Genomic DNA, 22,149 nt, shown 5'->3' with positions numbered 1-22,149 from the left:
CGCTCCACCCACCCCCGACACGAAAGCAGCACGACGCATGACCCTTCCCGTGACCGACCGCCGGCCGTCGATCCCAGAGCTCGCCGAGCGGAGCGCCGACCTCATCGCCGCCCTGCAGCACCCCGGCGGCGCGTACCCGGCGAGCCCGACCTTCTCCGCGTACGCCGGCTACAGCTGGTTCCGTGACGGTGCCTTCATCGCCGACGCGATGTCGGCGGCCGGTCGCGCGGAGTCGGCCGAGCGCTTCTTCGACTGGTGCGGCGGGGTGCTGGAGGCTCGGGCGGGCCGGATCGCCGAGATCGTCGCCGCGGCCGAGGCGGGGGCTCCCGTGCCCGACGCCGAGATGCTCGCCACCCGCTTCACCTTCGACGGCCGCGAGGGCGACGACGAGTGGTGGGACTTCCAGCTCGACGGCTACGGCACGTGGCTCTGGGCGCTCGGCGAGCACGTGCGTCGGCACGGTGCGGATGCCTCGCGCTGGCGCCGCGCGGTCGAGCTCTCGGTCGACTACCTCGTCGCCTCGTGGGATCGGCCCTGCTTCGACTGGTGGGAGGAGCACGCGCAGCACGTGCACGTCTCGACGCTCGGCTGCATCGCGGCAGGGCTGCGCGAGGCGGTCGCGCTCGGCGTGCTCGAGCCGGCGCGCGTCGACGCGGCGGCCGCCGTCGAGGCGTCGGCGCTCGCCCGGCTCGGCGCCGAGGGCGAGGGGGTCGTCGGCGGCCACCTCGCGAAGTGGCTCGGCTCCGACGCCGTCGACGCGAGCCTCGGCGCGGTCGTGGGCCTGCTCGGCGTGGTGCCGGCGGGCTCCCCGCTCGGCCGGGCCACGATCGACCGCCTCGAGCGGGAGCTCACGGTCGGCGACGGCGTGCACCGCTATCTCGACGACACCTTCTACGGCGGGGGGCAGTGGCCGCTGCTGTCGTGCTTCCTCGGGATCGCGCATGCCCGTGCGGGCGATCTCGCGCGGGCCCGCGAGCTGCTCGCCTGGGCCGCTTCGACGGCGGACGCCGACGGTGCGATGCCCGAGCAGGTGGGGCAGCACTTGCTCGCCCCCGAGCGGGTGGCCGAGTGGGTCGAACGCTGGGGGCCGGTGGCGCAGCCGCTGCTGTGGAGCCACGCGATGCTGCTGCGGCTCGCGGTCGAACTCGGCGACGACGAGGGGGTGCGCGCGTGATCCGGCACCGCCCGTTCGGCTCGGGACATCCGTACTCCGAGGACACCGAGCAGCGCCGCCCGGCGCTGCCGCTCGCCGGTGAGCCGCTCGCCCTGGGCGTGCGCACGAGCGCCGAGATCGAGTCGGTCGAGCTCGAGCTCGTCGTGACCGACGCCGGCGGTGTCGAGTCCGCCGAGACGATCGCCCTCGGCCGGGTGCCGCGAAGCTCGCGAGGCCAGCTCGTCGACGGCGGCCACCTCGCCTCCGCCCAGGCCCGGCTCGCTCGCGCGGCCGGGGGCTGGGCGACGACGATCGCGGCGCCGCCGGCCGGTTCGCGCCTGCGCTACCGCTTCACGGGGCGGGATGCCGCGGGGCGGGCGCAGCGAACCCGCTGGTTCGCGGCCGCCCCGGCGAGCTGGCGGGCGGCCCCAGACGAGCTCGTCCGGGTGCTCGGCCGCGACCGGCTCGTCCCCGGCAGCGTGCGCCTCCTCGCCGACGGCGAGCGGGTGCATCGCGCCCGCTTCGAGCTGCCGCTGGAAGCGGGCGAGCACGTCACCGGCTTCGGCGAGCGCTTCGACGCGCTCGACCACCGCGGGCGCAGCCTCGACGCGGTCGTCTTCGAGCAGTACAAGAGCCAGGGCGCCGAGCGGAAGACGTATCTGCCGATGCCGTTCGCGCACGTCGTGGGCGGCGCCGGCTGGGGCTTCCACGTGCGCACCTCGCGGCGCAGCTGGTACGACCTCGGCGAGTCCCGGGCCGATCGCCTCGTCGTCGAGGTCGAGGTGGACGCGGCGGACGCCCCGGCCGGGAGTGCGCAGGAGCCGGTCGTCGAGCTCGCCGTGTACGACGGCGCGCCCGCCGAGGTGCTGGGCGCGTTCCTCGACGAGGTCGGCCGCCCGGAGGAGCTGCCCGATTGGGTGTTCCGGCTCTGGGCGAGCGGCAATGAGTGGAACACGCAGGCCGAGGTGATGCGCCAGCTCGATCTGCACCGTGAGCACGACGTGCCCGTCGGTTCCGTCGTCATCGAGGCGTGGAGCGACGAGCGCACCTTCACGGCGTTCCGCGATGCGCGCTACGAGGTGCACGCCGACGGCTCGCCGCACCGGCTCGCGGATTTCGAGTTCCCCGCCGAGGGCGCCTGGCCCGACCCGAAGGGCATGGTCGACGAGCTGCATGCCCGGGGCATCCGCGTGCACCTCTGGCAGATCCCGCTGATGAAGCTGCGGCCGCACCCCGAGGGGCAGGCCAAGGCCGACGCCGAGGCGGCGATCCGCGAGGGCGTGCTGCTGCGCGAGCCCGACGGCCGCGGCGGCTTGCGCCCGTACCGAAACCGCGGCTGGTGGTTCCCGCTCTCGCTGATGCCCGATCTCGCCGATCCGCGCGCCGCCCGCTGGTGGACCGAGAAGCGCCGCTACCTCGTCGAGGAGCTCGGCATCGACGGCTTCAAGACCGACGGCGGCGAGCACGCCTGGGGTCGTGAGCTCGTCTCCCTCGACGGCAGCCGCGGCGACGAGGCGAACAACCGCTTCCCCGTCGCCTACGCGGCGGCGTACGGGGAGCTGCTGCGCTCGGCCGGCAAGGCGCCGGTGACCTTCAGCCGGGCCGGCTTCACGGGCTCGCAGGCCCACGGCGCATTCTGGGCGGGCGACGAGAACTCGACGTGGGAGGCGTTCCGCTGGTCGATGTTCGCGGGACTGTCCTCGGCGGCGAGCGGCATCCTCTACTGGGGCTGGGACCTCGCGGGCTTCTCGGGCCCGGTGCCGGGCGCGGAGCTGTACCTGCGCGCGACGGCCGCCTCGGTGTTCGTGCCGATCATGCAGTACCACTCGGAGTTCAACCATCATCGGGCGCCGTCGCGCGATCGCACGCCGTGGAACATCGCCGAGCAGTCGGGCGACGAGCGAGTGCTGCCGGTGTTCCGCGAGCTCGCGCAGCTGCGTGAACGGCTGGTGCCGTACCTCGCCGCCGAGGCGCGCGAGTCGATCCGCAGCTCGGTGCCGCTCATGCGGCCGGTGTACTTCGACCACCCCGGGCTCGAGACCGCGTGGACGCATCCGCTGCAGTGGTTCCTCGGCCGCGAGTTGTTCGTCTCCCCGGTCGTGACGGAGGGCGAGTCGCGCCACGAGGTGGCGTTGCCGCCGGGCGAGTGGGTGGATGCCTGGAGCGGCGACCCGGTCGCCGGCGACCGGGTGTTCGAGGTCGAGGTGCCGATCGACCGGGTGCCGGTGTACGTGCGCGCCGCCGCCTGGCCCGCGCTGCGGGAGGTCTTCGCCGGCTGAGACCGGCTCGGCTCAGTACTTCGACGGGACCGGCAGCACCGCCATGGTGCACCGCGAGATGCAGACCGGCCGGCCCTGCTCGTCGGTGATGCGGATGTCCCAGACCTGGGTGGTGCGGCCGCGGGTGAGCGGCCGCGCCTCGCCGTAGACCCAGCCCTCGGCGACGGGGCGCACGTGGTTCGCGTTGATCTCCATGCCGACGCAGTAGTACTGCTCGGGGTCGACGGTCATGCTCGCGCCCCAGCTCGCGAGCGTCTCGGCGAGGGCGACGGATGCCCCGCCGTGCAGCACCCCGCCGGGCTGGCGGGTGCGGCCGTCGACCGGCATCCGCCCCTTCAGCGAGTCGTCGGTGAGCTCGGTCATCTCGATGCCGAGGCTCGTGATCGCGGTGCCGTCGCTGCGGGAGTTCGCCCACTCGAGGGAGGGCTCGCCGAACCAGATGCTCATGCGTTCGAGTCTGGCACGGGCCAGGGGCGGACGGATCTGGCGGGACGGGCCTGCGACGTCGAGATGATCGCGCCGGCGAACCGCTCGTGCTTGAATCGAGCGTGCGAGGAACGGAGAGTGTTCCTCGCTTGACCCCGCCCGCGACTGCCCTGGGGGAACGATGCGGTTGCACATCTCGGTGGACCGGTTGGATGCCGCGGAGCTGCGCGGTGCCACGCAGGCCGATTTCCTCATCGCGGTCGACGGCACCCTTCGGATCGCGTCGGATGACGCCATCCTGTTCGAAGAGCCGAGCTTCCCGGCCGTCGAGCTCGCCTGGCTGCTCTCCGCGTGGCGCGCAGCGCCTGGCGCCCGCTTCCGGTTCGACTCGATGTCGCTCGAAGAGGTCGACGCGGTGGAGATCACCTCGTCCCCGAGCGGTTGGCTGGTCACCTCCTGCTACCGCCCGGGCTCCGCCATCGGCCCATTCGACTGGGCGGAGGTGGATGCCGGCATCCACTCCTTCGTCGCCGACATCGAACGAGAACTCCGAGCACTCGGCCTCGACCCCGCCGAGGTGCTGCGACCCCCGTACAGCTCTCGATCGGTTCGTGCTCAGGGACTGCGGACGCGCGTTGAGCATGGCTTCTGAGGGGTGCCCGGGATGACGCTCAGGGCCTCGGTGCTGCTGTCGATGCAGCGTGCGCTCCCGGGGCTGGTGACGCCGGGGCTCCGCGCAGTGGCGGTTCGCTGGGAGAGCGGAGTGATCGCGGGCCGGTTCCTCTTCGATCACGATCCGGGGGAGGAAGACCGGGCGGATGTCTCTCTCGCGGAGACCCGCGTCGTCGCCGATTTCACGCCGGAGCACGCGGTGGAGTTCTCGGCGATCTGGCTTCCACGCCCGATGGCGCTCCTCTTGAACGAGGGCGAGGAGTGGGTCTATCTCCGCAAGGAGCGGACCTTCGATGAACTCATCGTCGAGGAGATCGTCTCGGACTTCCGCGAGGAGCTCACGGACGACTACGTCGAGCTCTGGGCGTTGCCGTGGAGGATCCGGCGAGCGTTTCCGGGCGTCTCCGACGAGCGGGTGCTCGAGCTGGGTGCCGTCATCCTGAAGGCGCTGTTGACGGGTGCCGTGATGGGCAATTTCGACGGCGACACCGGTCGGTTTCATCCGTGGTCGGGCGACGGCTTCGAGGTCGCCATGTCCGTGTGGCGGGCGCTCGGCCGAGACCCGAACATGGGAGACATCGGCTGGATCGCCGCCCTTCCGCTGGACGACTGAAGGAACGCGCGGGCCGCCGGCGCGCTCCGCGCCTGACCGACCCGCCCTACGCCAGCTCGGCGATGATCGGGTGGATGGCGTCGTCGAAGGCGGCGGCGTCGCTGCGCAGCGAGTCGGTGACGGCGACGGTCTTGCGGCCGATCCACCACACCCCGACCTCGGCGAGCGGCAGCACCTCGACGTTCAGCTCGAAGGAGTGCGCGCGCCGGCCGACCTCGCGCTCGTGCTCGGCGATGGTGCCGGCGTACGCCCGGTAGGAGTCGCCGCGCCGCGACTTCGAAGCGGTGCGGTAGCCGTCCTCGGCCCACTCGACCCAGGCGAGCGCCGCGCCGGCGTGCGGCACGACGGCGCGGGCGAGTTCCTCGGCCCCGCTGCGGGGCAGGGCGATGGCCGTACCGTACGCCTCGACGAGCTCGAGCGGCACGGGGGAGGGATGCTCCTCCGGTTCGACGGTCATGTCCCACCACGTGCGCCACTGCCGTTCGAGGCGGCCGTCGCCTGGCGCGCGATCGCCGATCGCGCCGACGTCGCGCAGCCGCGGCAGCTCGGCCGGCGCCCCGACCGCGAGCACCTCGCGGAGATAGAGGGCGAGCAGGATTCCGCGACCCGCATTCTCACGGATCACCCACGACGGCGTCGCCCCCGCATGCATGACTGAATTCTAGTCGCCGAACCGCCGCTACCCTTGGAGGGTGAGCGCGAACTCGTCCTACGCCGCGGCTGGAGTCGACACCGCCGCCGGCGACCTCGCCGTCGAACTGATGAAGGCGCAGGTCGCCGCCACCCACGGGCCGCAGGTGCTCGGCGGGGTGGGCGGCTTCGCCGGCCTCTTCGACCTGTCCTTCGCGAAGGACTACGCCCGGCCGCTGCTGGCGACCTCGACCGACGGCGTCGGCACGAAGGTCGCCATCGCCCAGGCGCTCGACAAGCACGACACGATCGGGCAAGACCTGGTGGGCATGGTCGTCGACGACATCGTCGTGGTCGGTGCGAAGCCGCTCTTCATGACCGACTACATCGCGTGCGGCAAGGTCGTGCCCGAGCGCATCGCGACGATCGTCACCGGCATCGCGCGCGCCTGCGCCGACACCGGCACCGCCCTCGTCGGCGGCGAGACGGCCGAGCACCCGGGCCTCATGGGCGCCGACGACTACGACGTCGCGGGCGCCGCGGTCGGCATCGTCGAGGCCGACCGCGCCCTCGGCGCCGAGAAGGTGCGCGACGGCGACGCCGTCATCGCGATCTCCTCGAGCGGCCTGCACTCCAACGGTTTCTCGCTCGTGCGCGCCATCCTCCGCGACGCCGGCATCGGCTACGGCGACCACGCCGCCGAGCTCGGCACGAGCTGGGGCGAGGCCCTGCTCGAACCCACCCGCCTCTACTCCGGCCAGCTCGTCGAGCTGCTCGAGGGCGAGCACGGCGACGCGGTGCACGCCCTCTCGCACGTCACCGGCGGCGGCCTCGCCGCGAACCTCGCCCGCGTGCTGCCGAAGGGCTCCTACGCCGAGCTCGACCGCACCACCTGGTCGCCGGCCCCCGTGTTCCGGGTGCTGAACGAGCTCGCCGGCACCACGCTCGAATCGACCGAGGGCACCTGGAACCTCGGCGTCGGCTTCTTCGCCGTCGTCGCCGACCAGGCCGCCGACGCGGTCGTCGCCGAGCTCGACCGGCTGGGCCTGCCGTCCTGGCGACTCGGCACCGTCGCCCACGGCACCCCCCCGGGCGACGGCTGGGAGCAGGGCGCCAAGGGCGTCGACGGCGGCGCGGTGCGCCTCGTGGGCGGCTACGCGAGCTGAGACCGACATGGCCACCACGTACTCGATCGGACTCATCGGCACCACGCCGGCCGAGCACGTGCGGGCCCTCGCGCCGCGCATCGAACGGCTCGGCTTCCACGCCCTCTGGCTCAACGACGTGCCCGGCGGCGACTCGCTCGCCGGTCTCCGCGAAGCGGCCGCGGTCACGAGCGGGCTCGGCCTCGCGACGGGCGTCATCCCGCTCGACCGCCGGCCCGCGGCCTCCCTCGACCTCGACGGCCTGCCCGCCGAACGCACCCTCGTCGGCATCGGCTCGGGGCGCGCGGACAAGCCGCTCGGGCTCGTGCGCGACGGTCTCGCCGAGCTCCGCGCCCGCACCTCGGCCTCGCTCGCCGTCGGCGCGCTCGGCCCGAAGATGCGCGAGCTCGCCGCGCACGAGGCCGACGCCGTGCTGCTGAACTGGCTCACCCCCGACGCCGGGGCCGCCGCCCGCGAGGAGCTGCACCGGCAGGCCGCCGGCCGTGAGGTGCGCGCCGTGCTCTACGCCCGCACCATCGTCGAGCCCGCCGCCCGACCGCCGCTCGAAGAGGAGTCCGCGCGCTACCAGTCGTTCCCCGCCTACGCGGCGAACTTCGCCCGGCTCGGCTTCGGCGCCCTCGACACGACCATCGCGGATGCCGAACGGCTCGCCGCCTACGACGGCCACGTCGACGAGCTCGTGCTGCGCGCGATCACCCCGAGCGGGTCCCTCGACGAGCTCGAACGCTTCGTCGAGCGCACCGCGGAGTGGCTGCCGACGCCATGAAGGTGCTCGTGACCGGCGCGACCGGCTACCTCGGGGGACGCCTGGTCCCGAGGCTGCTCGCGGCCGGCCACGAGGTGCGGCTCATCGCGAGGCATCCCTCCCGGCTCGCCGAGGCCCCCTGGGCCGACGACGTCGAGCTCGTCGAGGGCGATCTCACCGACCGCCGGGCGGTCGACGAGGCGATGACCGGCGTCGACGCCGCGTACTGGCTCGTGCACTCCATGGGCGCGCCCGGCGACTTCGAGGCCAGCGAGCGCGCCATGACCGAGCAGTTCGCCGCCTCCGCGCGCGAGCACGGCGTGCGCCGCATCGTCTACCTCGGCGGCCTGCACCCGCCGGGCGTGCCGCTGTCGCGCCACCTGCGCTCGCGGGCCGAGGTCGGCGAGATCCTGCTGCGCTCGGGCGTGCCGACGATCGTGCTGCAGGCGGGCGTCGTGATCGGCTCCGGCTCGACCTCCTTCGAGATGATCCGCCACCTCACCGAGGTGCTGCCCTACATGCCCGCGCCGCGCTGGGTGCGCTCCTTCATCCAGCCGATCGCGGTGCGCGACGTGCTGCACTACCTGATCGGGGCGCTCGACGCGCCGCCCGAGGTGAACCGCGCCTTCGACATCGGCGGGCCCGATGTGCTGCGCTACGGGCAGCTCATGAACGGCTACGCGGTCGAAGCCGGCCTGCCGCAGCGGCCCATCGCCGCGCTACCCGTGCTGACCCCGTGGCTCGCGGGGCAGTGGGTGAACCTCGTCACCCCCATCCCCCGCCGGCTCGCCGTGCCCATCATCGAGTCGCTGCAGTACGACTGCGTCATGCACGACCACGACATTGACGAGGTCATCCCGCCGCCCGCCGAAGGCCTGCTGCCGTACCGCACCGCCGTGCGCCTCGCCCTCGAACGCGAGCGCGCGGGCGAGGTCGAGACGAGCTGGCGCAACGCCGCCGCCCCCGGCGCGCCGAGCGACCCGCTGCCGAGCGACCCGGACTGGGCCGGCCACACCGTCTACACCGACGAGCGCACCCGCGCCTGCGCGGCCCCCGCCGCCGAGCTGTGGCGCGTCATCGAGGGCGTCGGCGGCGAGAACGGCTGGTACTCGTTCCCGCTCGCCTGGGCGGTGCGCGGCTGGATCGACAAGCTCGTCGGCGGCGTCGGCCTCGTGCGCGGCCGGCGCGACCCGCACGAGCTGCACGAGGGCGAGGTCGTCGACTTCTGGCGGGTCGAGTCGCTCGAGCGCGGGCGTTCGCTGCGGCTGCGCGCCGAGATGCGGGTGCCGGGCCGGGCCTGGCTCGAGCTCTCGGCGGAGGAGGCAGCCGGCGGCGGCTCCCGCTACCACCAGCGCGCCGTGTACTTCCCGAAGGGGCTCGCCGGCCGGCTGTACTGGTGGGCCATCCTGCCCTTCCACGGCATCATCTTCGCCGGCATGGCGAACCGCATCACCGCCGAGGCCGAGGCCGGCGCGCGCGAGCACGCGGGAGCGAGCTCGTGACCACCGTCGTCTGGTTCCGCGACGACCTGCGGATCGCCGATCACCCCGCGCTGGCGGCCGCCGCCGACGACCCGGGCGGCGTCGTCTGCGTGTACGTGCTCGACGAGGCATCCGCCGGCATCCGCCCGCTCGGCGGCGCCGCCCGCTGGTGGCTGCACCACTCGCTCACCGCGCTCGCCGCCTCGCTCGCCGAGCTCGGCGCGACCCTCGTGCTGCGCCGCGGCCCGGCCGGCGAGGAGGTGCCGCGCGTCGTCGCCGAGGCGGGCGCCGACCGCGTGCTCTGGAACCGCCGCTACGGCGGCGCGGAACGCGAGGTGGATGCCGCGCTGAAACGCGAGCTGCGCGGCGCCGGGCTCACCGCCGACTCCCTGCCGGGCGGCCTGCTGCACGAGCCGTGGACGATCACCACGAAGGAGGGCGGCCCGTACCGCGTCTACTCGCCGTTCTGGCGGGCGTGCCTCGCCGCACCGCCGCCCGCGCGGCCGCTCGACGCACCGACATCGCTCCGCGACGCGGCAGGCGAGGTGCGCTCCGACCGCCTCGACGACTGGGCGCTGCTGCCCGCCCGCCCCGACTGGGCCGGCGGGCTCGCCGAGACCTGGCAGCCGGGGGAGGCCGCCGCCCTCGAGCGGCTCGAGACCTTCCTCGACGAGCGCGTCGACGACTACGCCGACGACCGCGACGTGCCCGCCATCGACGCCACCTCGAACCTCTCGCCGCACCTGCGCTGGGGCGAGCTCAGCCCGCGCACCGTGTGGCACCGCGCCACCGAGCCCGGCCGTGCCTCCGCCGCGTTCCTCGGCGAGCTCGGCTGGCGCGAGTTCGCCTGGCACACCCTCTTCCACGCCCCCGAGCTCGCCGAACGCAACCTCGACCGCCGCTTCGACGCCTTCGAGTGGGCCGAGCCCGACGCGGAGCTCGTCGGCGCGTGGCAGCGTGGCGAGACCGGCTTCCCGCTCGTCGACGCCGGCATGCGCGAGCTCTGGCGCACCGGGGCCATGCACAACCGGGTCCGCATGGTGACCGCCTCGTTCCTCACGAAGAACCTGCTCACCGACTGGCGCGTCGGCGAGCGCTGGTTCTGGGACACCCTCGTCGACGCCGACCAGGCGAGCAACCCGTTCAACTGGCAGTGGGTGGCGGGCTGCGGGGCCGACGCCGCGCCCTACTTCCGCATCTTCAACCCGCTGCTGCAGGAGAAGAAGTTCGACCCCGATGGCCGCTACGTCGGCCGCTGGGCGCCCGACAGCGCCGGTCGGATGCCGATCGTCGAGCTGCCCTTCACCCGGGAGCGCGCGCTCGCCGCGTACGCCCGCATCCGCGGGAGCTGAGCGAGCGGAGCGGGCGCAGCGAGCGCGTCGGCGCGGGGCCCGGATCCACCCGAGCTGGGGGTGCGCGCGAGGAGTTTTCTCCCTGTGGCCCGCGCGGGGCCCGTTCCTAGGCTGAACGCGTCCTGCCGCCTGTGCGCGTCCGCGCACCAGACGTCCCGGCCTGACCGGGGCGCCGCCGAGGCAGGGTGCCAGACCCGAAGGCGTCCCTACATGACTTCGCAGGCTGCTGCCGCCACCGCGCGCCCGGCGCGCTCCCGCCACCTGATCCGATTCGCCGCGTGCGGCGTCGCCGCCTCGCTCGCGCTCGCCGCGCAGCCGATGGCCGCGTTCGCCGCCCCGCCGAGCGTCACGGGCCCGAGCGAGCCCGTCGCCTACATCGAGCAGGCCCCGCCCGTCTCCGTCGGCGAGCAGGTCAGCTTCGCGGGCGGCTCGGCCTACGGCGGCGGCTACCTCGACTTCGCCGTCGACGGCGGCACCGCCGACGAGACCCTCTCGCTGCTCACCGCGGAGACGGCCGACACGACGCCCGGGGTCGTCAGCATCGTCGGCACGAGCGTCTACCTCGGCAACGGCACCGGCGCGGACCTGATCGGCGCCGTGGCATCCGACCGTGCCGGCGCGAACGGCGCGCTGCGCATCGTGTTCGCGAGCCCCTTCGACAACCCCAGCTTCGAGGACGACGACAGCATCGGCGGCTGGACCGTCATCGAGGACCGCGTCGACCTCGGCGTCACCACGATCGCCGGCGTCCGCAGCATCGACCAGAGCACCTACGCGGGCCTCTCGGGCGGGGCCAACGCCCCGCTCGACGACGACGCGGCACCCGTGTCGGCGAGCTACACCGTGCGACTCAGCACCGTGGACGCGAGCCACGGCGCCACGAGCCTCGAACTCACGAGCGATATGCAGACGGCCGAGGGCTGCGACGTCGTGCACGGCCCGGCCGTGTACAGCAACCCCTTCGAGGCCGCGGCGAACGACAAGATCTCCTTCGACTGGCGCGCGTTCCAGGGCTCGGACAACTTCCACGTCTACGGCTACATCCTGAACACCGCGACCGGCGCGCAGACCCCGGTGCTCGACGCCACCGGCGGCAACGAGGTCAACGCCTTCGTCACCAAGGAGACGGTGATCCCGGCCTCGGGCGAGTACCGCTTCGTGTTCGTCGGCGGCACCCAGGACAAGACCTGCGGCCGGGCCGCGGGCGCGACCCTGCTCATCGACAACGTGCGCGTCTTCGGCACGAAGGTCACCGACGCGGTCGCCGCCTCGATCAGCGACAAGCTGCAGTACCACAACGCCTCGGACGACCCCGCGGCCAGCCGCACGATCGCGATCACCGCCGCCGACGCCGACGGCCAGGTCTCCGCGGCCGGCAGCGTCGCGATCGCGATCACCGCCGTCGACGACGACCCCTCGTTCGGGCCGGTCGCCCCGATCACGCTCATCAACCAGGACGGCGCGCAGAGCTACCCCACGACCACCGGCACGCTCGACGCCACCGACCCCGACAGCCCCATCACGAGCGCCATCGTCGGCGGCGAGCCGACCACCACGACGATCGACGGCGTCGCCTACACGCAGCGCAAGCGCGGCAGCTACGGCACGCTCTACCTCGACGGCGCGACCGGCGCGTACGCCTTCGTGCCGGATGCCGCGGCCGCCGACGCCCGCCAGCGCGACGACAGCGAGAGCTTCGAGTTCGAGATCTCGGCCGAGGACCGCTCGCCGGGCGGCCCGCACCCCGCCAAGACCGCACGCCAGGCGCTCACCGTCACCCTCGAGGTCGCTGCGACCGGCCCCGGCGCGGGCACCGCCACGAGCGCCGTCGCCGGCTTCGAGCGCGCCGTCGTCAGCTGGACCGCCCCGGTCTGGGAGGGCGGCGCCGCGATCACCGGCTACGCCGTGGAGTGGTCGACCGACGGCGGCGAGTCGTGGACGACCGCGACCGACGACACCGGCTCCGCCGCGACGAGCACCACCGTGCTCGGCCTGACTGCGGGCACGCCGCACGTGTTCCGCGTCGCCGGCCTGAACGCCAACGGGCAGGGCCCGTGGGCGGCGATCAGCAACGAGGCCGTCCCCTACACGAAGCCGGCCGCGCCGACCCCGGTCACCGCGACGCCCGGCGACACCACCGTCGAGCTCGGCTGGACCGCGCCCGTGGCCGACGGCTGGACGCCCGTCACCGGCTACCGCATCGAGCAGTCCATCGACGGCGGCCGCACCTGGGCGACGATCGTCGCCGACACCGGCACCCCGCTGCCGACGCTGCTGCGCGGCCAGGCCCTGCGCCCGTCCGCCCTGCTCGCGCCGACCCCGGCCACGAGCTACACGGCCACCGGCCTGCGCAACGGCCAGCCGGTCGCGTTCCGCGTCTCGGCGATCAACGCGGCCGGCACCGGCGTGCACGCCGAGACGGCGCTGACGACCCCGCGCACCACGCCCGGCGCCCCCGCTCCGCTCGTGGCGACGCCCGATGACGCCCGCGTCGCGCTCAGCTGGACGGCCCCGGCCGACACCGGCGGCGCACCCGTCACCGGCTACCGCGTCGAGCAGTCGCTCGACGGCGGCACGACCTGGACGACGGTCGTGGCCGACACCGGCAGCACCGCGACGAGCACCACCGTCACGGGGCTCGCGAACGGCACCCCGGTCGCGTTCCGGGTCTCGGCCCTGAACGAGGCCGGCAGCGGACCGGCGGCGGATGCCTCGGCCACGCCCCGCCGCGCCGCCGACGCCGTGACGATCGGCTCGATCACCCCGGGCAACCGCACCCTCACGGTCGCGTTCACCCCGCCCGCGAACGACGGCGGCTCGCCGATCAGCGACTACGAGTACTCGATCGACGGCGGCAAGACCTGGATCTCCGCCGGCACGACGACGAGCCCGATCGTCATCGAGGGGCTCGGCAACGGCGTGCCCCGCCAGGTGTCGGTGCGCGCCGTCACCGAGGCCGGGCCCGGCGAGGCATCCCCGGTGCAGACCGCCACCCCGGTGCTGCAGCCCATCCGCACCGCCTCGGGCGCGCTGCCGAAGCTCGCCGCGGGCAAGGCCGCCTCGACCCTGAGCGGGGTCGACGAGCCCGTCACGACGAGCACCGACGGCGACGCCTTCGTGATCTCGGGCGACGGCTTCGAGGTGCGCGTGCAGGCGGTCGGGCCCGACGGCAAGCCCGTGGCCCTCGTGAACGGCACCCTCGCGGTGCCCGCGGGCGGCTCGCTGCGGATCAGCGGCGACGGCTTCCAGGGCGGCAGCGTGCTCGACTTCTGGCTGCTGGGCGCGGAGCTCGGACTCGGCGAGATCACGGCCGACGCCGACGGCTCGTTCACCGCGACGCTGACCCTGCCGAAGGGGCTGCGCCTCGGCGCCGAAACGCTGCAGATCAACGGCCTCGCGCCGGACGGCGGCGTCCGCAGCATCGTGACCGGGATCACCGTGGTGTCGGCGGACGACCTCGCCACCACCGGCCGGGACGTGTCGATGGCGACCGTCGCACTCACCGGCGGCGGGGCGCTCCTGCTCCTGCTCGCCGGCATCTGGATCAGCGTCATCACCCGAAGGCGCCGAGGCGAGGGTCGCGCGCAGCTCTGAGCCGACCACCCGTCTTGGCGATCGGGGCGGAGGTGCATCCTCCGCCCCGATCGCCATGCCCCGCCCCGCTAGACTCTCGACGAGTCATGAGCGCCGAACCAGCCATCCGAGTCGTCCTCCTCGAGGACCAGGCGCTGTTCCGTTCCCTGCTGAGCGACCTCGTGCGCTCCGAGCCCGGCCTCGAGCTCGTCGCCGCGGCCGGCACCATCGCCGAGGCGCGGGCCCTCGCGACGGACGCCGACATCGATGTGATGCTGCTCGACATCGAGCTGCCCGACGGCAACGGCTTCCAGTTCGGCCGCGAGCTGCGGCGCGCCCGCCCCGGGCTCGGCGTCGTGCTGCTGTCCAGCCACGACGTGATGGAGCTGCTGCTCGCCCTGCCCGACCGCGAGCGCGCCGGCTGGAGCTACCTCTCGAAGGTCTCGTCCACCTCCCGGGAGACGCTGCTGCGCGCCCTGCGGGTGAGCGCGAGGGGCGCGAGCATGCTCGACCCGGAGCTCCTGGGCCGCCTGCGCCCGCGCCGCGGCAGCGCGCTCGCCGCGCTCACCCCGCGGCAGCTGCACGCGCTGCGCCTGCTCGCCGAGGGGCTGTCGAACGCGGCCATCGCCCGCGACATGGGCATCTCGAACCACTCCGTCGACAACCTGCTGAACGCCGTCTACTCGACGCTCGGCGTGCGCGACGACGGCGACCTGAACAGCCGCGTCGCCGCGGCCCTGCACCTCGTACGCGACGGCGCCCCGGGCGGGGCCGGAGCATGAGCCAACGCGCCCGCGGTGCTGCGCCGACGGCCGCGACGCCGACGGCCGCGATCAGCGCGCTGGAGGTGCGCGACCGCGCCGACGACCGGCGGGTGCTGCTGTTCACCGCGGGCGTGCTGCTCACCGCGTTCGCGATCGGCTCGACGCTGCAGACCATCTTCATCTACCGCCCGGAGCGGGTCGCCACCTCCGAACTGATCGCCGAGGCCCCGCAGCTGCCCGACCGGCTGATGACGAACCTCGTCACCGTCGCGATCGCGCTGCTGCTCGCCGCCTTCGTGCGGCTCGAGGAGCGGAAGCCCCTCGCCGCGGCGGGCGCGGTGCTCGCGATCGCCCTGCCGGTCGCCCTGGCCCGGCACGGGCTGCAGCTGCTGCTCGGCATCTACGTCGCCCCCGAGCTCGACGTCAGCCTCGTCGAGGTGTGCTCGGTCGCCGTCGTCATCGTGGTCGCACTGGGCCTCGCGCTCGCGCAGGTGCGCACGCGCGTGCGGCTGCGCGAGCACGAGCGTGCCGAGGCCGAGCACCGGCTGCGGGCGTCGACGGCGCTCGCCGAACTGGCCGCGGAGGAGATGCGGGTGCGCCGCGAGGTGGCCGACGGCCTGCACGGCACGCTGCAGGGGCGGCTGGTGCTGAGCCAGGCCGCGATCGACGCGATCCAGCGCCGCGGGGTCGAGGAGGGGTGGAGCGAGGCCGCCCTCGCGCAGCTCGCCGGGCTGCGCCGCGATCTCGAGCGGATGCGGGAGCACGACGTGCGCGAGCTCAGCAACCTGCTCTACCCGGTCGGCGTCGACGTCAGTCTCGAGCACGCCATCCGGGCGCTCGTGCGACGGGTGCCCGCGGAGATCGACATCACCGCCGAGGTCGACCCCGAGGCGGACCTCGCGCTCGACCGTGGCGACGACGCCGTCGCGCAGCGCATCGCCGTCGTCCGCGGCGTCGAGGAGGGCATCACGAACGCCCTCCGGCACGGTGCGGCGACGACGATCCGGGTGGCGGTCGGCGTCAGCGACGTCGATGGTGCTGCCGCGCCGCGCGTGCGCGCGACGGTCGAGGACGACGGCGTCGGCCTGCCCGACTCGCCGCGCTGGAACGGGCTCGCCCGCACCTCCGAACGGCTCGGACTGCGCGGCGGCCGCGTCGAGCTCGCGCCGTCGTCGCTCGGCGGCGCGCGCCTCGAGGTCGAGGTCGCGGCGTCCTCGCGCTGATCGCGGGGAGGCGGATGCGTCGGCGCACCGTCTGCGTCAACGGCGGGAGCGCAGCATCTGCTCCCCGGCGTCGACGTAGGCGCTGAAGAGGCCGGTGACCGCCCGCAGGCGTTCGGCGGCGTGCGCGTCGTCGGTGAGCGGTTCCGCCGCCTCGAGGGCGCGGATGAACGCCCGGGACCGCTCGTGGCTCGCGGCGAGGAGCTGTTCGAAGCCGCCCGCGGCCTCGACCAGGAGGCGGCGGCTGCCCGGCTGGGGGATCGTGCGGGCGAGCCCCCAGGCGGCGAGCTCGCGGGTGGCCTGGCTCACGGCGCCGGCGCTGAGGCCGAGCGCTTCGCGCAGCTGCTCCGAGGAGGAGGGCTCGGCCCGCAGCAGCAGGTAGCCGTAGACGCGGCCGGTGGCCCGGGCGAGCTGCCACGAGGCGAGCGTCTCGCCCATCACGTCGATGAAGCGCTGCTCCTCGGCATCGGTCATGCGGCGGTCCCTCCTGCGCTCGGCGGCCGGCCGTGCCATCCTCCCAGCAGCTGGAGCAGGAGCTCGTTCACCGCGTCGGGCGCGTCGAGCGTGACGAGGTGCCCGGCGCCGGGCACGACGTGCTCGGCGACGCCCTCTGCGGCGGCCCAGCGGGGCATCGCGGTGGCGATGTTGCCGGTGCGGTCCTCGGCGCCGCGCACGAGCGCGAGCGGCACCGGGCTGCGGAAGCCGGGGTCGGGGGAGACGAGCGAGACGGTCGCACGCCAGACGTCGAGGAACATCGCCTTCGGCATCCGCGCGAACATCGCCTCGGTGCGGGCGATCGCCTCCGGAGTGACCGCGGACGCCCGCGCCATCAGGCCGGGCAGTCGCCCGGCGGGGACGAGGCCGAGCATCGGCGCCGCGAGCCGCAGGGCGAATCGCTCGCCGGCGCTCAGTGGCCCGGCGTTCCAGGTGGCGTCGAGCACGACGAGCCCGGCGGCGCTCTCGGGGTGCGCGCGCACGAAGGCCTGCGAGAGGTTGCCGCCGAGCGAGTGCCCGACGAGCGCGGGGCGGTCGAGCCCGAGCGCGTCGATGAGTGCGGCGAGGTCGTCGAGGGCGTCGGCGGCGGTGAAACGGGTGCCGGCGTCGAGCCGGGATGCGCCGTGCCCGCGGAGGTCCCAGCGCACGGTGCGGTGCCCGGCCGCCGAGAGCGCGGCGAACTGGGCGTCGTACATGCCGCGGTCCACGCCGGCGCCGTGGGTGAGCACGACGGCCGCGCGATGCGAGCCGTCGCCCTCGGCGAGCTCGTAGCCCAGCTCGGCGCCCGGGCGGACGAGCGATCCCGTTATCTTCACCATTCTCTGAATATAGCCCACGATTCCGACGTGCCCGACCTTCATGAACGTCGGGCACGTCGTGGCTAGGAGCGGGTGACCGCCACCCGTTCGGCGAGCGCGCTCGCCGTCGCGAAGTCGGGTTGCGCGCCGACCCCGCCCGCGCCCCGCGTGGACGCGGTGCCGCAGGCGACCGCGAGGGCGAGGGCGGGCTCGGGCGGGAGGCCGCGGAGCCGCGCGGCGAGGTAGCCCGCGGCGAGGGTGTCGCCCGCACCGACCGTATCGACGAGCGGACCGTCGACGGCGGGCGTCGAGGCGACGATCCGTTCGGTCGCGCCGTCGCGACGGCGCGCGGCGACCGCGCCCTCTGCGCCGAGCTTGCCGATGACGACCCCGCCCGCCGGCATGACGTCGAGCACGGCCTCGACGGCGTCGTCGAAGCGGTCGCGGCGGGTGATGCCGCAGAGCTCCTCGGCGTTGCCGAAGTACACGTCGCAGTGCGCGAGGAGCGCGAGGATGCCCGAGTCCCACTCCTCGGCGGGGTCGAAGTTGCCGTCGACCGAGGTCGGCACGCCGAGCGCGCGGGCGCGGGCGAACAGCGCCGAGGCCCCCGGGTGCAGCGCGTGCTGCAGGAAATAGCTGCCGACGTGCAGGTGGCCGACGCCGGCGAGCAGCTCGTCGTCGACCTCCTCGGCGGCGACCGTGCCGATCGAGCCCATCGAGGTGAGGATCGCCCGGTCGCCGTCGGGCCGGGTGAGGTGCGTCGAAGCGCCGGTCGGCAGGCTCGGGTCCACGCGGACGCGATCGGTCGTCACGCCGCGCCGGTCGAGCTCCTCGTCGAGGAAGCGGCCGAAGGCGTCGTCGCCGCGCACGCTGAGCAGGGCGGTCGGGATGCCGAGCGAGGCCGCGCCGCACGCGGTGATCGCCGAGGAGCTGCCCATGGTGAGCGTCGTCGCGCGGACGAGCTGCTCGTGCTGGCCGAAGCGCAGCTCGCCGTCGACGTCGATGATGAGGTCGACGCACAGTTCGCCGACGACGAGCAGCCGCCCTCCGGTCACCTCGGCCGCTGCCATTCGCACCACACTCCTTCGAACTCGACGCCGGCGCTCCGGCTCCAGTCTGCGGCAGCCCGGGCCGCCGCGTCGCAGGCGCGCGTCGTCGCCGGCTCGCCACGGTCGGAGCCGTGCACGGTGACGACGGCCCAGCCGCCGCTCGGGCGGGGTTCGGATGCCTCCGCCGCGGAGGCCGCATCGCCGCTCGTGACGGACAGCGGCGCGGGGGTCGCGAGCGCGATCACCTGGCCGGCGCCGAGCCCGAGCGCCCCGGCGACCGCGTCGGCGACCGCGAGGAGCAGCTCGCGCAGCCGCGGGTGCTCGCGGCTCGCGACGGTGACGACGGGCATCAGTCGGTGACCAGGACCGAGCGGTTGAGGAACGGGGGCGTGTCGGGGTTGCGCCCGCGCAGCGTCGCGAGCTCGACCGCGAGCCGGTGCACGAGCGGCAGGTTCCCCTGCGGGTCGAGGCCGTTCACGTAGCTCGTGGCGCCCGTCGCGCGCACGTCGTCGACGATGACCTCCGGGGCCTCGCCGAGGAACCAGACGAGGGTGTTCGGGCCGGCGCAGGAGATGGGTCCGTGCTGGTACTCCCACATCGAGTACGCCTCGGTCCAGAAGCCGGCCGACTCGCGCACCTTGAGGGCGGCCTCCTGCGCGATCCCGACGCTCCAGCGGTGGCCGAGGAAGACGATGTGCTCGATGTCGGCCGGCGCCATCGGCAGCTCGGCGGCGAGGGCGGCGCGGCCGTCGGCGACGAGCTGCTCGTCGGCGAGCCCGATCGAGGCGCGCAGGGCGGTGAGCCCGGTGGTCGCGAAGCGCGTCTGCACGATCGACTGCTCGTCGGCGAAGCCGAGGTGCACGGTGCGGTCGGCGCAGAGGCGCCCGAGCGGGGTGTCGGTGTCGCCGAGGATCGCGGTGATCGTGTGGGTGTCGCGGTAGCGCTCGACGAACTCGACGACGTCGGCCGTGGTGCCTGAGCGGGAGATCACGACGAGGTGCTCGTCGTCCTCGATCCAGGGGAGCTCGCTGGGGATCGCGGCGCGGGTGCGGGGCAGCCCCGCGTCGTTGCGGAGGTAGGCGTAGGCATCGCCGACGTAGTACGAGGTGCCGCAGCCGACGACGAGGACCTTCTCGTCGGGCCCGGGCAGCAGGGCCCGGTGCTGCGGGTCGAGTTCGATGGCGCGGGCCCACATCTCGGGCTGGCTCGTGAGTTCCGCCCGGGTGATCGCGGCCGGCTCGGCGATGGGTTCGTTCATCTCGCGTGCTTCCTGGTTCGTCGCCGTCGGTCGCGGCAATTCGAGCAAAGTCAATCAGAAATGAGCAAAGAATGAAAGCTATTGACGAATTGAGGCTATTGTTGAATACTGCCAGGACCGAGAGACGCAGCGCAGCATCGAGGCCGCGTCCGATCACAGATGGGCCAGCATTGAAGCTGCGCCGGGATGCCGCATCGACGAGGCATCCGATCACAACGAAGGAGATCGAAGCGTGAAACTGAGCTCAGGGCGCCTCTTCGGCGCAGTCGGCCTGGTGGCCGCGAGCACCCTGGTGCTGTCCGGATGCGCGGGCTTCGGCGGAGGCGGCTCCGGTGGCGGCGGCGATCAGACGCTGACCTTCACCACCTGGGGCAGCGAGTCCGAGGAGACCACGTTCAAGGACCTCATCGCCCAGTTCGAGGCCGAGCACGAGGGCACCGACATCAAGCTGAACGTCGTGCCCTACGACCAGATGTTCTCCAACATCGACGCGCAGCTCGCCTCCGGCGACGCCCCGGACATCTTCCGCGTCGACTACGGCAACCTCGGCGTCTACTCGAGCCAGGACCAGCTCCTCGACCTCAGCGACTCGTTCAGCGACGACGAGATCGCCGAGTTCACCCCGGCGATGTGGGAGGCCGTCTCCTACGAGGGCGTGCCCTACGGCGTGCCGCACCAGACCGACGTCTCCGCCCTGCTCGTGAACACGCAGATGGTGAAGGACGCCGGCATCGACCCGGCCTCGCTGCCGACCACGCAGGACGACGCCTGGACCTGGGAGGAGTTCGCGGCGGTCGCCGGCGAGCTGCGCTCCGCGCTGCCCGCCGACAAGTACCCCTTCGTCTACAACTGGCAGCTGGGCGGCGCGCCGCGCTGGCTGAGCTGGCTCTTCCAGGCCGACGGCACCTTCCTCGACGGCGACACCGCCACGATCGACTCGCCCGAGGGGGCCAAGGCGCTCGACTTCACGAAGAGCTTCTTCGAGCAGCAGTGGGTGCCGCCGACGAGCTCGACCAAGGGCACCGTCTACGCGGACTCGCTCTTCACCGAGGGCACCGCGGCGATGGCCTTCGTCGGCTCCTTCCTCGTGCCGGACATCGACAGCCTCGCGAAGTTCGACTGGACGGCCATCCCGATGCCCCGCGACGAGCGCGGCGCGACCGACCTCGGCGGCAACGCCCTCGTCGCGACGAAGGGCACGAAGAACCCCGAGCTCGCCGCCGAGTTCCTGAAGTTCATGGTCTCGGCCGACGCCATGTCGGAGTTCTGCGCCAACACGAACGAGCTGCCGACCCGCCTCGACCTCGAGGGCGACGCCGTGCAGTTCAAGATCCGCCCCGACGTCATGCCGGTCTTCGTCGACCAGGCCGCGACGATCGAGCCGGGCGACGTGAAGCAGCTCACCTCCCCGGCCATGGCGGCCATCAACACCGCCCTGCAGGACCAGCTCGAGGCGGCCTTCATCGGCGGCCAGTCGACGGCGGACACGCTCGCGAACCTCTCGGCCGCGATCGAGGAGGCGGCGAAGTAATGACCGCTCTGACCGCCCGTGGCCGGGAGCGCGCGAGCGCGTCGCCCCGGCCGCGGGCGGCGCGTCGCGCCGCCCGGTTCAAGGAGTCGCTCGTCGGCTGGGGGTTCGTCGCGCCGAACCTCGTGCTGATGTCGCTCTTCCTCTTCATCCCGATCGTCTGGGCGCTCATCCTCTCCTTCCAGGAGACGAAGGGCTTCGGCGATCCCGAGTGGGTCGGCGCCGCGAACTACGCGAAGCTGCTCGCCGACCCGGTGTTCTGGCAGAGCCTCGCGAACACGCTCGTCTTCACGGTCGCGACCGTGCCGATCGAGCTCGCCGGCGGGCTCGGCCTCGCCGTGCTGCTGAACTCGGTGATCCCGGCGCGGGGCCTCTTCCGCACGATCATCGTGCTGCCCATGGTGATCTCGGGCGTCGCATCGGGCATGATCGCGGTCATCCTCTTCTACGAGTCGAACGGCCTCGTGAACAAGGTGCTGCAGGCGCTCGGGCTCGACGCCATCGGCTGGCAGTCGCAGGGCACCCCGGCGATGGTCTCCGTCGTGATCGCCGCGATCTGGCTGCGGCTCGGCTTCAACATGATCATCTACCTGGCCGGACTCCAGTCCATCTCGCCCGAGCTCTACGAGGCCGCCCGCATCGACGGGGCGAGCAAGTGGCAGCAGTTCCGATCGGTGACGGTGCCGCTCGTCGGCCCCTCCACCTTCTTCCTGCTGATCATGAACGTCATCGCCTCGTTCCAGGTCTTCGACCTCATCTTCGTGATGACCGGCGGCGGCCCCGGCAACGCGACCTCGGTGCTCGTCACCTACGCGTACCGGAACGGCTTCCAGATCCGCGAGCAGGGCTACGGCGCCGCGATCGGCATCGTCATCCTGCTCATCACCCTCGTCTTCACCTTCATCCAGTGGAAGACGAACCGCACCCGAGACCTCGTGGAATAGGAGC

At 73.5% G+C, this 22,149-nt stretch carries 20 protein-coding genes; 13 read left to right on the top strand and 7 right to left on the bottom strand.

Annotated elements, in window-relative coordinates:
- The first annotated feature begins 37 nt into the window (after window positions 1-37).
- Both ACFWE1_RS06970 and ACFWE1_RS06965 read left to right on the top strand, forming a co-directional pair.
- The gene (locus ACFWE1_RS06970) at window positions 38-1,174 is read left to right on the top strand and encodes a glycoside hydrolase family 15 protein (RefSeq protein ID WP_376932741.1); all 1,137 of its coding nucleotides are present in this window, start codon (window positions 38-40) and stop codon (window positions 1,172-1,174) included.
- Complete coding sequence (locus tag ACFWE1_RS06965) at window positions 1,171-3,432, top strand: TIM-barrel domain-containing protein (protein ID WP_376932740.1); 2,262 nt, start codon at window positions 1,171-1,173, stop codon at window positions 3,430-3,432. The genes ACFWE1_RS06970 and ACFWE1_RS06965 overlap by 4 nt, the downstream gene beginning before the upstream one ends.
- A 12-nt stretch (window positions 3,433-3,444) precedes the next feature.
- Here the strand turns inward: ACFWE1_RS06965 and ACFWE1_RS06960 are convergent, their stop codons facing one another.
- A complete protein-coding gene (locus ACFWE1_RS06960; RefSeq protein WP_376932739.1) occupies window positions 3,445-3,879 on the bottom strand; it encodes a hotdog fold thioesterase in 435 nt (144 codons plus the stop codon).
- A gap of 160 nt (window positions 3,880-4,039) precedes the next feature.
- On the opposite strand from ACFWE1_RS06960, the gene ACFWE1_RS06955 reads away from it, so the two are divergent.
- Window positions 4,040-4,510 (top strand): hypothetical protein, encoded by a 471-nt coding sequence (locus tag ACFWE1_RS06955; protein WP_376932738.1) that lies wholly within the window; start codon window positions 4,040-4,042, stop codon window positions 4,508-4,510.
- 30 nt (window positions 4,511-4,540) lie between these two features.
- Entirely contained in the window at window positions 4,541-5,143 is a 603-nt protein-coding gene (locus ACFWE1_RS06950; RefSeq protein WP_376932737.1) for a hypothetical protein, read from the top strand.
- A gap of 46 nt (window positions 5,144-5,189) precedes the next feature.
- Here ACFWE1_RS06950 and ACFWE1_RS06945 read toward each other — a convergent pair whose 3' ends face one another.
- Entirely contained in the window at window positions 5,190-5,795 is a 606-nt protein-coding gene (locus tag ACFWE1_RS06945; protein WP_376932736.1) for a zinc-binding alcohol dehydrogenase, read from the bottom strand.
- 40 nt (window positions 5,796-5,835) lie between these two features.
- On the opposite strand from ACFWE1_RS06945, the gene purM reads away from it, so the two are divergent.
- The 7 genes from purM (at window position 5,836) to ACFWE1_RS06910 (ending at window position 16,077) form a co-directional block, all read left to right on the top strand.
- Window positions 5,836-6,939: a phosphoribosylformylglycinamidine cyclo-ligase gene (purM, locus tag ACFWE1_RS06940; RefSeq protein WP_376932735.1), complete on the top strand. Its 1,104-nt coding sequence runs from the start codon at window positions 5,836-5,838 to the stop codon at window positions 6,937-6,939.
- A 7-nt stretch (window positions 6,940-6,946) separates the two neighbouring features.
- On the top strand, window positions 6,947-7,705 hold the full coding sequence (locus tag ACFWE1_RS06935; RefSeq protein ID WP_376932734.1) for an LLM class flavin-dependent oxidoreductase: 759 nt from the start codon (window positions 6,947-6,949) through the stop codon (window positions 7,703-7,705).
- Window positions 7,702-9,186, top strand: coding sequence for an SDR family oxidoreductase (locus ACFWE1_RS06930; protein WP_376933076.1), 1,485 nt, complete (start codon window positions 7,702-7,704; stop codon window positions 9,184-9,186). Before ACFWE1_RS06935 ends, ACFWE1_RS06930 begins: the two co-directional genes overlap by 4 nt.
- Entirely contained in the window at window positions 9,183-10,517 is a 1,335-nt protein-coding gene (locus tag ACFWE1_RS06925; RefSeq protein ID WP_376932733.1) for a cryptochrome/photolyase family protein, read from the top strand. Before ACFWE1_RS06930 ends, ACFWE1_RS06925 begins: the two co-directional genes overlap by 4 nt.
- A 210-nt stretch (window positions 10,518-10,727) precedes the next feature.
- Window positions 10,728-14,111: a fibronectin type III domain-containing protein gene (locus ACFWE1_RS06920; RefSeq protein WP_376932732.1), complete on the top strand. Its 3,384-nt coding sequence runs from the start codon at window positions 10,728-10,730 to the stop codon at window positions 14,109-14,111.
- 86 nt (window positions 14,112-14,197) lie between these two features.
- Window positions 14,198-14,872, top strand: coding sequence for a response regulator (locus tag ACFWE1_RS06915; protein WP_376932731.1), 675 nt, complete (start codon window positions 14,198-14,200; stop codon window positions 14,870-14,872).
- Window positions 14,869-16,077 carry a sensor histidine kinase gene (locus ACFWE1_RS06910; RefSeq protein ID WP_376932730.1) on the top strand — a complete coding sequence of 403 codons (1,209 nt, stop codon included), beginning with the start codon at window positions 14,869-14,871 and terminating at the stop codon, window positions 16,075-16,077. Before ACFWE1_RS06915 ends, ACFWE1_RS06910 begins: the two co-directional genes overlap by 4 nt.
- Before the next feature lie 36 nt (window positions 16,078-16,113).
- On the opposite strand, the gene ACFWE1_RS06905 is transcribed toward ACFWE1_RS06910, so the two are convergent.
- The 5 genes from ACFWE1_RS06905 to ACFWE1_RS06885 all read right to left on the bottom strand — a co-directional run bounded on the left by ACFWE1_RS06905 (window position 16,114) and on the right by ACFWE1_RS06885 (window position 19,673).
- Window positions 16,114-16,548, bottom strand: a complete 435-nt coding sequence (locus ACFWE1_RS06905) for a GbsR/MarR family transcriptional regulator (protein WP_376932729.1) — start codon at window positions 16,546-16,548, stop codon at window positions 16,114-16,116.
- Entirely contained in the window at window positions 16,545-17,387 is an 843-nt protein-coding gene (locus ACFWE1_RS06900; RefSeq protein ID WP_376932728.1) for an alpha/beta fold hydrolase, read from the bottom strand. The genes ACFWE1_RS06905 and ACFWE1_RS06900 overlap by 4 nt, the downstream gene beginning before the upstream one ends.
- 62 nt (window positions 17,388-17,449) lie before the next feature.
- Entirely contained in the window at window positions 17,450-18,436 is a 987-nt protein-coding gene (locus ACFWE1_RS06895) for a carbohydrate kinase family protein (RefSeq protein WP_376932727.1), read from the bottom strand.
- On the bottom strand, window positions 18,418-18,765 hold the full coding sequence (locus ACFWE1_RS06890) for a hypothetical protein (RefSeq protein WP_376932726.1): 348 nt from the start codon (window positions 18,763-18,765) through the stop codon (window positions 18,418-18,420). The genes ACFWE1_RS06895 and ACFWE1_RS06890 overlap by 19 nt, the downstream gene beginning before the upstream one ends.
- Complete coding sequence (locus ACFWE1_RS06885) at window positions 18,765-19,673, bottom strand: SIS domain-containing protein (RefSeq protein ID WP_189083301.1); 909 nt, start codon at window positions 19,671-19,673, stop codon at window positions 18,765-18,767. Before ACFWE1_RS06885 ends, ACFWE1_RS06890 begins: the two co-directional genes overlap by 1 nt.
- A gap of 232 nt (window positions 19,674-19,905) precedes the next feature.
- Here ACFWE1_RS06885 and ACFWE1_RS06880 point away from each other — a divergent pair, with 232 nt between their 5' ends.
- Both ACFWE1_RS06880 and ACFWE1_RS06875 read left to right on the top strand, forming a co-directional pair.
- On the top strand, window positions 19,906-21,204 hold the full coding sequence (locus tag ACFWE1_RS06880; RefSeq protein ID WP_376932725.1) for an ABC transporter substrate-binding protein: 1,299 nt from the start codon (window positions 19,906-19,908) through the stop codon (window positions 21,202-21,204).
- Window positions 21,204-22,145: a carbohydrate ABC transporter permease gene (locus ACFWE1_RS06875; protein ID WP_189083303.1), complete on the top strand. Its 942-nt coding sequence runs from the start codon at window positions 21,204-21,206 to the stop codon at window positions 22,143-22,145. Before ACFWE1_RS06880 ends, ACFWE1_RS06875 begins: the two co-directional genes overlap by 1 nt.
- The last annotated feature ends 4 nt before the right edge of the window (window positions 22,146-22,149 follow it).

It is taken from the genome of Agromyces sp. NPDC060279 (assembly GCF_042726785.1).
Taxonomy (GTDB): Bacteria; Actinomycetota; Actinomycetes; order Actinomycetales; family Microbacteriaceae; genus Agromyces.
The sequence above is the reverse complement of the archived record's forward strand: the minus strand, read 5'-3'. Positions and strand labels throughout refer to the sequence as shown.